The following is a 9,892-nucleotide window of genomic DNA, read 5'->3' on the forward strand; positions in this document are numbered from 1 at the left end:
TATGGACGGCGGTTCATGCTATAAACATAACTGACGGCCTTCGTTTAGAATAGGTTCTTACCAGCCTCTAGTCTGGCCGCGAAAGTTTGACTTGGTACAATCTGCTTATGGCGCACGTCACCGGCTTGTCTTCCGAGGTCGCACCCAACATATTCGCCATTCCTGTTCCTATTCCGTACCCCTTCAAGTACGTGAACTGTTATCTGCTAAAACCCGGCCCCGGGGTAAGCAGTGGACCTGTGCTGGTGGACTGTGGGCTCGACACCCCAGAAGCCAGAAGCAACCTCGAGGCGGCCCTGCACCAGCACGGGCTGGGGTATGGCGACCTCGAGCACCTGCTGGTCACCCACCACCACCCCGATCACTACGGCCTGGCCGGACTGATTGAACCACACGGCCCCCAGGTGTGGCTGCTGGACGTGGAGAAAGAGCGAGGGCACATCTTCTGGACCCAGCCCGAGCACATGGCCCAGATAGGTCAGCAGCTTTTTCGGCAGCACGGCATCAGCGACGCGTACCTGGCCGACCTGGCCGGGGAAATGCAAAAAACCCGCAGCCGGGTGCATCCGGCCCAAAGCCCGCAGACCTTCGCCGATGGCCAGCAGCTATCCCTGGCGGGCATGAGCTTTCGGGTGGTCTGGACACCCGGCCACGCCGACGGCCACGCCATGCTGCTGCGTGAATCGGACGGCGTACTGCTGGCCGGGGATCAAATCCTGGAGCGCATCTCCCCCAACATCGGCATCTGGGCCTACTCCTACCCCAACCCCCTGCAGCACTACTTCGAGTCGTTGGAAAAAACCGCAGCCCTGAGGGCTTCGGTGGCCCTGCCGGGGCATTACCGCCCCATCAAAGACATTGCCGGGCGGGTGGCCGAGCTCAAAGCCCACCACCTGGAGCGGCTGGAGTTCCTGCTCCAGCTCATGAACCATCACCCACAAACCTGCTGGCAGCTATCGCTGGGGCTGTTTCCCGGCAACCTCAACCTAGCCCAGCGGCGCTTTGCCTGGTCGGAGACGCTGGCCCACCTGGAGTACCTGGTAGCCCAGGGCAAGGTACGGCAGCTCGAGCTGGACGGAGTTATCCACTACAGCCGCTAAAACGGAACCATTGCGCGCGCTCGCCATTGCTTGCTTCTACCACCGTCTGGACTCGAGCGCCCCCTTACCAGCAGCCACCCCCCTGCATTTGAGCGGTATCATAGGAGTTGTACGAGCAGCCAACAGGCTTTGAACCAACCTGAGCACGACACCTGGGTGAGGTCAAAAAGGGCGATTTATTGGGCACGAAAGCCAGTACCAAGGAGGAAGCATATGAGCAAGGTCTACAAGAAGGTAGAGCTGGTGGGCAGCAGTAGCGAGAGCCTCGAGGACGCCATCAAGGTGGCCCTGACCCGGGCCCGCCGAACCTTGCGGAACCTGGACTGGTTCGAGGTTAAGGAGATTCGCGGCAGCCTGACCGACGGCTACGTGAATACCTACCAGGTCACGCTGTTGGTCGGCTTCCGCCTCGACGAGGAATAGCTCAATAGGAAATCCGCTTTTTGGGGCCCCCGCCCGAAACGCCGCAACTTGCAGCGGTCAACATATGGGTTTTTGCAAGCGCCTAGCAGAACGCTTCGGGTGGGGTTCGTAGTGTCTCCATAGTTGAAACACAAGATGCTGTTCCGAAAGATCGCTGGGGGAATTGCGCCAGGCACGCATAGACCTACTCCGCTGGTTTTGCCAATCTACCCTGGCGCAACCCGTATCACCAGGCCAGGGCCAGGCCGTCGGCCCGTGGCTCGGTGGCGGCCAGGAAGGCTTCTTTGGGCCTCAGAATCATCTGACCCCGGCCAAAGGAGGCCCACTCGCCCTGCAAAACCACCTCGTGGCCCAGCTCCTTGAGGCCAAAGATTACGTGGGGAGGCAGGCTCTGCTCGAGCTCCACCTGCCGGCCCTGTATCCACTGCCAGCGGGGCGCGTCCAGGGCCGCCTGGGGGTTTAACCCGTAGTCCTCCAGGTTGACCACCATCTGCAGGTGCCCCTGGGGCTGCATGTGCCCGCCCATCACCCCAAACGGCCCCAGGGGCTTGCCGTCTTGGGTCAGGAAGCCAGGGATGATGGTGTGGAAGGGCTTTTTGGCCGGGGCATAGCAGTTGGGGTGTTCTTCCTCCAGCACAAAGCAAGCCCCCCGGTTTTGCAGCGAGATGCCGGTGCCGTCTGCCACAATGCCGGCCCCAAAGCCCATGTAGTTGGACTGAATGAAGGAGACCTGCAGCTCGCCATCGGCGGCGCACAGATACACCGTGCCCCCGCGGGGTGCGCCCGCTTGAACAAACTGGGCCTGTTCGCCGATCAACCTGCGGCGCTGGGCCAGGTATTCGCTGTCAAGCAGGTCGGCGGGCGATACGCGCATGAAGCGGGGGTCGGCCACGTACTTTTGCACATCGGCAAAGGCCAGTTTCATGGCCTCGAGCTGGAGGTGAAAGCCCTCGACCGAGTCGCGCGGGTAGCGCTCGAGGCCCAGGCCCTCCAGGATTTTCAGGGCCATCAGAGCGGCAATGCCCTGCCCGGCGGGAGGTATCTCGTGCAGCTCGAGGCCCTTGTAGCGCACCATGAGGGGCTCCACCCACTCCGAACGGTGGGCGGCCAGGTCGGCCCGGGTCAGGTAGCCCCCAGTGGCTGCGGCAAAATCGGCCATCTGGGCGGCCAGTTTGCCGCGGTAAAAACTCTCGGCATGGCTGCGGGCAATCTCGCGCAGGGTCTGGGCGTGCTTGGGGCTGCGCCAGATTTCGCCAGGGCGTGGAGCTTTACCCCCGGGCATAAAGACTTCCTTGAAGGGCTTATAGCAGGGGTCTTGCAGGGGGCCATACACCGCCTCGAGGCGCCGCCAGCTGCGCCCGGTCTCGGGGGTTACGGCAAAACCCTCCTCGGCATAGCGGATGGCCGGCTCAAAAAGCCGTTCGAAGGGCAGCCTGCCGAACTTCTGGTGGAGTTCGCGCCAGGCATCCGGTGCGCCCGGCACCGTGACCGGCAGCCAGCCCCGGGTGGGCACCTGCCCACCTGCAGCAAAGGTGGCAAAGTCCAGGCCGGCGGGGCTCATCCCGCTCCCGTTCAGCCCGTGGAGCTTCTGTCCGTCGTGCACCAGGGCAAAGGCATCCGAGCCGATGCCGTTGGAGGTGGGCTCGAGCACGGTCAGGGCCATGGCCATGGCGAGGGCCGCGTCCACCGCGTTGCCCCCGGCCAACAGCATCTCCATGCCGGCCAGGGCTGCCTGGGGCTGGCTGGTAGCCACCGCGCCCCGCTTGCCGGTTACCACGTTGCGGCGGGAAGGGTAGGGATAGTGGTTGAGGTTCATGTCTGGAACTATAGCCGATGCTGTGCCCAAGACAATGCCCTCATGCCACGTTGGGGTGAACCCTCACCCTTCAGGCGGTTGTTCACCCCGAGCAAAATGAGTGCACATGGGTAGCCGGTTACTCCGGCTCGTCCCAGCGCATGGGCCGGATCTGAACACAGTGGCCCCCTTCCAGCACCAGCTCGGTGGCGCAGAACATGGCCCGTCCCGAGGCGGCCTTGAAGGGGGTGGGCCGCTGGGTGATGAAGCGCCCCAAAAAGCTCTCGATCTCGCCGCCAATGATGGAGTGAATGGGGCCGGTCATGCCCACATCGGCCTGAATGGCAGTGCCGTTGGCTAGAAAGCCGGCGTCGGCGGTCTGTACGTGGGTATGGGTGCCCAGCAGGGCCGCCACTTTGCCGCCCAGGTAGTAGCCCAGGGCGTATTTTTCGCTGGTGGCCTCGGCGTGCACCTCGAGCAGGGCATAATCGTGCTCTACTTCAGCCAATAAAGCCTCGCTGCTGCGGAAAGGGTCGTAGAGGGAGAGGCCCATATTGACCTGGCCCATCACCTGCATCACCAGCAGGCGCTCCCCACCGGCCTCGAGCACCCAGTACCCTTTGCCAGGGGTGCCGGGGGGGTAGTTGAGGGCCCGGATGATGGGCTCGGTCTCGATAAGTTCGTAAATGTCTTTGTGGTCCCAGGCATGGTTGCCCAGGGTGATCAGGTCGGCCCCGGCTTGGCGCAGTTTGCGGTAGGCAGGCTTGGACAGGCCCTTGCCGTGGTGGGCGTTTTCGCCGTTGACGATGACCAGATCGTACTGGGGTCGCAGGTCGGGAAGGTGCATCGCCACGGCCCGTAGGCCCGGCTCGCCAAAGACATCGCCGACGAATAGAACACGCATAGGCCCAGCTTATCGCGGCGGCCTGAAGGCCAGGGTGCAAAAGACCACCCGCTTTAGCTTTGGGTCATTATGCCCGGGTAGATCGCCTCGAGTTCCTCCCGAAGCTTTTCCGGGCTGTCTACGGGAAGGCGGCAGGCCCCCTGCTGGCACAGGTAGGCCAGCCCTGGCTGCCGCTTTTGCAAGACCGGCAGGGCATCGGGTGGGCCGTAGGCCAGGGTGGTGAGGGGCAAAAACCACCTGCGAATCGGGTGGATCAGCTCCGCTGGCGCCACCACGGCCAGCTCGCTGCCGCGGCTGCCCACCAGGTGGGCCTGCAACAGGGCCGGAAAGCCAAAGGCATTGCGCGATAGGCTCTGGGCATAGAACTCCACCGCCGACAAGGCCGCCTGGTGCCAGTCGGGGCGCTCGTACAGGGCCGCCAGGCGGAACAAAAGCTCGGCAGCTAAAGCACTCCCCGAGGGATACGGCCCATCGTAGGCATCGCGGGCCATGACCGGCAGGCGGGAGTCCAGCGCGTCGCGGAAGGCCCCATCGGGCTCCTTGAACTGGGTCAGGATGGCCTCGGCCAGCTGCCGGGCACCCTCGAGCCACTCCGCCTCACCGGTGGCCTGATATAAGGCCAGGAGCCCCAGTCCGTAGCTGGCCTGGTCGCTCAGATAAGCCTGGGGCTTGAGCAGACCATTGCGCCAGGAATGCCGGAGCAGGCCCTCCTGGTACATCACCCGCATCACAAAGGCGGCATTTTTGCGGGCAGCCTCGAGGTACCGCGCTTCCCCCAGCCAGCGCCCCACATCGGCCAGGGTGCGCAGCATCAGCCCATTCCAGTCGGCCAGCACCTTGTCGTCGGTGAGGGGTGGGATGCGTTTGGTGCGCGCCTCGTACAGGCGCTGTCGCACACTCTCGACCCAGTTTTCGAAGGCTTCGGGCCCCATACCCAGGTGTTGCATCAGCACGGCGTCGGGGGTGCGGCGCTCCAAAACGTTGGCATGTTCCCAGTTTCCAGCCTCCGAAACCCCAAACAACCGCATGGCGGCGTCGGCTTCCGCACCCAGAATTTCGCGGAACTCGGCGGCCTGCCAGACATAAAACTTGCCCTCCACCCCCTCCGAGTCGGCATCCTGGGCCGACCAGAACCCGCCCTCGGGGCCGGTTATCTCACGCAAAACGTAGTCCAGGGTCTCGAGCGCAATCCGCCGATACCTATGGGCTTGCTCTCCCCTACTGAGCAGGCCCGCAGCGGCATAAACTCGAGCCAACTGAGCGTTGTCGTAGAGCATCTTCTCGAAGTGCGGCACCCGCCAGATGTGGTCCACCGCATAGCGGTGAAAACCACCCCCGACCTGGTCGTAGATGCCGCCTTCGGCCATGCGGTCGAGCGTGAGTTGCAGATGCTTCCAGGCGGTCTCATCCCCCAGCCAGGCGTGCGAGAGCAAATACAAGAGGCCCGGCGATTGGGGAAACTTGGGTGCGCCACCAAAGCCGCCGTACACCGGGTCGAAGGCCCGGGAAAGCCCGGCCAGGGCCGCGCTGTGCAGGTCGGCGGGCAAGGCCCCAGCCCGCGGTTTGAGCTGGGCTTGCAGGTGGGTGGTGAGCTGCTCAGCGTTCTCCAGAACCTCTTTTTGCTGGTGGAGCCAGGCGTTGTGTACACCCATGAGCACCCGCCGGAAGCTGGGAAAGCCCTGGCGGTCTTCTGGGGGCCAGTAGGTTCCACCAAAAAAGGGCCGCAGGTCGGGCATCAGGAACATGTTCATGGGCCAGCCGCCCGAGCCGGTCATGGCTTGCAGGGCCGCCATATAGACCTGATCCACATCGGGTAGCTCCTCGCGGTCTACCTTGACGGGCACGAAATGGGTGTTCAGGAACTGGGCCACCTCGGGGTCTTCGAAGCTCTCCCGCTCCATCACGTGGCACCAGTGGCAGGTGGCATACCCCACCGACAAAAAGATAGGCTTGTGCTCGGCTCTAGCCTTGGCAAAAGCCTCTTCGCCCCAGGGGTACCAATCCACCGGGTTGTGGGCATGCTGCAAAAGATAAGGGCTGCTTTCCTGGGCAAGTCGGTTTGGCACACCCACAGCCTAGCGACACCGAGCTAAAGTAAAAGTGTGGTAAAGCGCTTGCGTACCCGCGCAACCCTGCGTTACCTGGCCCGGCGGCTGCTGGCCGGTCTGATTGACCTGGGGGTGCTGGCAGGCTTGCAGCTGGGCATCGTTCGGGCCGCCACCGCTTTGTTTCCGCCCACCCATCCGGGCCACTATTTCTCGAGCGAGGGTCTGATTCTTTTTGGCCTGTGCGCTCCCCTGGCCTGGTTTACCTACGCGGTTTTGCCCCTGGCCCGCAAGGGTCAGACCCTGGGCAAGGAGCTGATGGGGCTACGGGTGGTCAATCGAGCGGGAAAACGCCCCACCCTGCTACAGGCCTTTTTACGCGAAAGCGCCGGGCGCTGGCTCAATGCCATGGTGTTAAACCTGGGTTTGTTGCTGGTGTTGTGGGATGAGGATCACCAGGCTTTGCACGATATGGTGGCCGAGACCTTTGTGGTATTCCAGCGCACGGACAGGGCTGGCATCTGAGGGCACACCAACCACACCTCTGCAATGGACGTTCGACAAGCAACAGGGCTCAAGGACTAACAAAAAGCGCTCTAAGCGTTCGGCAGTGCCGGCAGAAGGTTGGCCTGCATTCGTTCGGGTGCGGTGGTACTCGATGGAAGGCATAGCCAAAGCGGCCTAGCGCAATCCCAATCGGGAAGGTGCAGTGGCTTTTTGCTAACACACCGTGGGCTGCGCCGGGCTTTTTAGCAGGTTTGAACAGCCTAAACAGCAGCATACCAGCCCAACCAGACTACTGCTGGTTGGCAAAATGCCGTGCTGTACGGCCCGAAAAACCCCTTCCCTCGAGGGCAAACTTTAGTGCAGCCGCGCGGGTCTCGGGGTCTAGCGCCCTTCCGAGCAGGTGGGCCACCGCCTCCAGGTAGAGCTGCTGGTCGAAAGGTGGAAAGGTGATCACCAGCCCAAAGCGGTCGGCCAGGGCCAGTTTGTCCTGCAAGGTGTCCCAGGAAGCGGGGTCGCTGGCATCTGGGTCGGGGCGCTCCGACCAGTGCTGGGACACCAGGTTGCGACGGTTAGAGGTAGCCACCACCAGCACGTTAGCAGGCCGCTCATAGACAGCGCCCTCGAGCAGCACCTTGAGCCGGTGAAATCGCTCATCGCCTTCGGAAAAGGCCAGGTCGTCCATGTAAAGCACGAAGCGAAAAGGCAGCGGGGCCAGCGTCTCCATCAGGGAAGGCAGTTGATCCAACCCTTCCGACAAAACCTCCACCAGCCGCAGGCCGTGCTGGGCATAGTGGGTGCGCAAGGCCTTCACCGAGGTTGATTTACCAGAACCTCGAGCCCCGTACAACAGCATTGGAACCGCCGGCTTACCTGCCACAAAGCGCTCAACATTTGCGCGCAGTGTGCTAATTTGCCGGGTATAGCCCACCAGATCGTCGAAACAAGCTGGGTCAGGCCTCTCCACAGCCCCGATCTGGCCGTCGAAAACAAAAGCGCTATGGTAGACATAGATGCCATATCCATGCTTCCGGTAGAGCGCTTGAACATCTGCAGAAGAACCCTTCTGCAGCACATCTAAGGCCGCGGCCTCAGCCGGGCTGGGCTCGAGGTGCCCAAACTCGGAAAAGGGATACTGCTTTCTGAGGTGCCCCAGCTCCCGTCGCAGACGCATAAGCTCCTGGTCAATCCAGTCGGCCAATCCAGGGCTCAGTGGCTCGCACAAGAGCCGTCGGGCCAAGGTTTCATCAGCCAGTATTCGCCTGCTAAGCACCCAGGCCCAGGGTTCGCCCCGGGGTACTCGAGCATGAAAGAGTTCGGCCAGCAGGGTTTGGTGTAAGGGGGGAAAAAGCTGCATTGCTGGCTATTTTATCCCAGTGTGTTCAGTAAGCCTCACCAGGGGGCAGTTACCGCGAAAACCTTTCCTGACCAGGTTGGACACGTCCAGATTCTCAGTAAGCGGGGTGCTTTATCCATCAAGCACACCGCTATGCCCTGATGCCGGGCTTATTGGGGTTGGCGGCCTCCATGGTTTCCTTGCCGGAGGGGGAGGTAATACGCTTGACAAAAATATCCACCAGCTTGGGGTCGAGCTTTTTGCCTTTGAGGCGGTTCAGCTCTTCAATAATTTCGGCGGGTTTCCAGGCCCGTTTGTAAGGGCGGGTGCTATAGAGCGCATCGAAGGTATCTACTACCGCAAAAATGCGGGCCAAGATGGGGATATCCTGCCCCTTCAGGCCATCGGGATAACCGCTGCCATCCCAGTTTTCGTGGTGGTGGCGCACCACTTCCAGGGTTTCCTGGGGCAGAAAAGGCACCCGTGAGAGCATCTCCCAACCCTTCAACACGTGGCCTTTCATAATCTCCCACTCTTCTTCATCGAGCTTGCCGGGCTTACGCAGGATGTTATCGGAAATAGAAAGCTTACCAATATCGTGCAAATAAGCCCCCCAGCGCAGAAATTTGCGCATGGACGCATCGAGTCCCACATCCTGAGCAAGCTGGTCGGCCCAGGCCACTACCCGTTTGGTATGGCCCTGGGTCTCATGGTCGCGGAATTCCAGCGCCAGACCCAGGGCACGCAGCGTGCCATCGTAGGCATCCTCGAGCTGCTTGAGGGCTTCCATCTGCCCCAGTTGTGCCCCCATGACCCGAACCAGCGAGTTGGCAATGGCTTTTTCGTCGGATTGAAAGGGCTTATTCCCCTCACGGGCCAAAATCACCACCCCCAGGGGGCGCTTTTGCCGTGCTGATACTGGAACCGCCGCGGTAGACCAGCCCGCACTTTCGGGGATGCCCTCGAGGTAGTTCCCCACCGTAAAGCTGTCGGTTAGCGAGGCGTGGGTGCTCAGCTTTTGCTGGGGTAGATGCCGCCCGCGGTAGCGCTCGAGGGCACCCCTTGCACTAACCACCACCGGCTTACCCTCACGGAAACGCACAAAAGCCAGGTGTGGGGCCACCTCAAGACTGTGCAGGTAGGTCATGGCACTTTCGGTGAGCTCGAGGGGGTCGTTGGCGTTGCTAATGCTAAGACTGGCCTCTTCCAGCAGGTGCATGAAGCGCAAGGATTCCTCCAGTTCCTTGTGGGTGTGCCTATCACGCTCGCGCAACCAGGCCACCAGGCCCAGGGCAGCCAGCCCGGGAAGCGTGGTCACCAGCAGGCTGTCTACACTCAGGTTTAGCTTTGGGTATAGGTGCTGTGCCAGGGCATAGGCAAACAGCAGCGGCGCCACCCAGGGTAGGCTTCGCGGCCCATCTTTCCAGACCCAGGGTATCAAGAACAAGAAGCTGAAGGCCTGATAGGTATCTGGTAGGTACACAAACGAAGCAGTCCCCCAGCCAAGCAAAGCCAGCACGCTCAGGAGAATCTGATACTGCGATGTTTTCTTGTTGAAGATCGCCATAGCACGCACGCTGCACTAAATCTAGCACCGGCAACAAGCACGCTTGGGTTATTTGCCGCCTTATAGCTCATAGGCAGTGCCTGGGGCGTTACGGGTGTTTGTGAAATGTTTTTGGCCTAAGTACACGACAAAACCCCGAGTAGGCAAAAGCAGGCCGCTCCTGTAAGGTGTTTCTGCCTGAGACACGGTAAAGGAGCGGTTGCTTTGAATGATACTAC

Annotated in this window: 8 protein-coding genes; 3 read left to right on the forward strand and 5 right to left on the reverse strand. The window is 61.6% G+C overall.

Annotated features, from left to right (window positions below):
• Positions 1–107: 107 nt before the first annotated feature.
• A complete protein-coding gene (locus ABWU19_RS13220) occupies positions 108–1,100 on the forward strand; it encodes an MBL fold metallo-hydrolase (RefSeq protein ID WP_435902137.1) in 993 nt (330 codons plus the stop codon).
• 213 nt (positions 1,101–1,313) lie between these two features.
• Positions 1,314–1,523: a dodecin gene (locus ABWU19_RS13225; RefSeq protein ID WP_027876639.1), complete on the forward strand. Its 210-nt coding sequence runs from the start codon at positions 1,314–1,316 to the stop codon at positions 1,521–1,523.
• A gap of 226 nt (positions 1,524–1,749) precedes the next feature.
• Here the strand turns inward: ABWU19_RS13225 and ABWU19_RS13230 are convergent, their stop codons facing one another.
• The 3 genes from ABWU19_RS13230 to ABWU19_RS13240 all read right to left on the reverse strand — a co-directional run bounded on the left by ABWU19_RS13230 (position 1,750) and on the right by ABWU19_RS13240 (position 6,288).
• Entirely contained in the window at positions 1,750–3,339 is a 1,590-nt protein-coding gene (locus ABWU19_RS13230) for a gamma-glutamyltransferase family protein (RefSeq protein ID WP_435902138.1), read from the reverse strand.
• Positions 3,340–3,457: 118 nt separating this feature from the next.
• On the reverse strand, positions 3,458–4,222 hold the full coding sequence (locus tag ABWU19_RS13235) for a TIGR00282 family metallophosphoesterase (RefSeq protein ID WP_435902139.1): 765 nt from the start codon (positions 4,220–4,222) through the stop codon (positions 3,458–3,460).
• Positions 4,223–4,275: 53 nt separating this feature from the next.
• Positions 4,276–6,288, reverse strand: a complete 2,013-nt coding sequence (locus ABWU19_RS13240) for a thioredoxin domain-containing protein (protein WP_435902140.1) — start codon at positions 6,286–6,288, stop codon at positions 4,276–4,278.
• A gap of 36 nt (positions 6,289–6,324) precedes the next feature.
• Between ABWU19_RS13240 and ABWU19_RS13245 the strand changes: the two genes are divergently transcribed.
• Entirely contained in the window at positions 6,325–6,792 is a 468-nt protein-coding gene (locus ABWU19_RS13245) for an RDD family protein (protein WP_435902141.1), read from the forward strand.
• 271 nt (positions 6,793–7,063) lie between these two features.
• On the opposite strand, the gene ABWU19_RS13250 is transcribed toward ABWU19_RS13245, so the two are convergent.
• Both ABWU19_RS13250 and ABWU19_RS13255 read right to left on the reverse strand, forming a co-directional pair.
• The gene (locus ABWU19_RS13250; protein ID WP_435902142.1) at positions 7,064–8,128 is read right to left on the reverse strand and encodes an ATP-binding protein; all 1,065 of its coding nucleotides are present in this window, start codon (positions 8,126–8,128) and stop codon (positions 7,064–7,066) included.
• Positions 8,129–8,258: 130 nt separating this feature from the next.
• Positions 8,259–9,674 carry an HD-GYP domain-containing protein gene (locus tag ABWU19_RS13255; RefSeq protein WP_435902143.1) on the reverse strand — a complete coding sequence of 472 codons (1,416 nt, stop codon included), beginning with the start codon at positions 9,672–9,674 and terminating at the stop codon, positions 8,259–8,261.
• Between the last annotated feature and the right edge of the window lie 218 nt (positions 9,675–9,892).

The sequence above is a fragment of the Meiothermus cerbereus genome, assembly GCF_051297115.1.
GTDB classification, from domain to species: Bacteria; Deinococcota; Deinococci; order Deinococcales; family Thermaceae; genus Meiothermus; species Meiothermus cerbereus_A.

What these genes read in the sequence shown, in the direction of transcription:
- ABWU19_RS13220 (WP_435902137.1), top strand. Translation starts at nt 108, where the DNA reads ATGGCGCACGTCACCGGCTTGTCTTCCGAGGTCGCACCCAACATATTC.
- ABWU19_RS13225 (WP_027876639.1), top strand. Translation starts at nt 1,314, where the DNA reads ATGAGCAAGGTCTACAAGAAGGTAGAGCTGGTGGGCAGCAGTAGCGAG.
- ABWU19_RS13230 (WP_435902138.1), bottom strand. Translation starts at nt 3,339, where the DNA reads ATGAACCTCAACCACTATCCCTACCCTTCCCGCCGCAACGTGGTAACC.
- ABWU19_RS13235 (WP_435902139.1), bottom strand. Translation starts at nt 4,222, where the DNA reads ATGCGTGTTCTATTCGTCGGCGATGTCTTTGGCGAGCCGGGCCTACGG.
- ABWU19_RS13250 (WP_435902142.1), bottom strand. Translation starts at nt 8,128, where the DNA reads ATGCAGCTTTTTCCCCCCTTACACCAAACCCTGCTGGCCGAACTCTTT.
- ABWU19_RS13255 (WP_435902143.1), bottom strand. Translation starts at nt 9,674, where the DNA reads ATGGCGATCTTCAACAAGAAAACATCGCAGTATCAGATTCTCCTGAGC.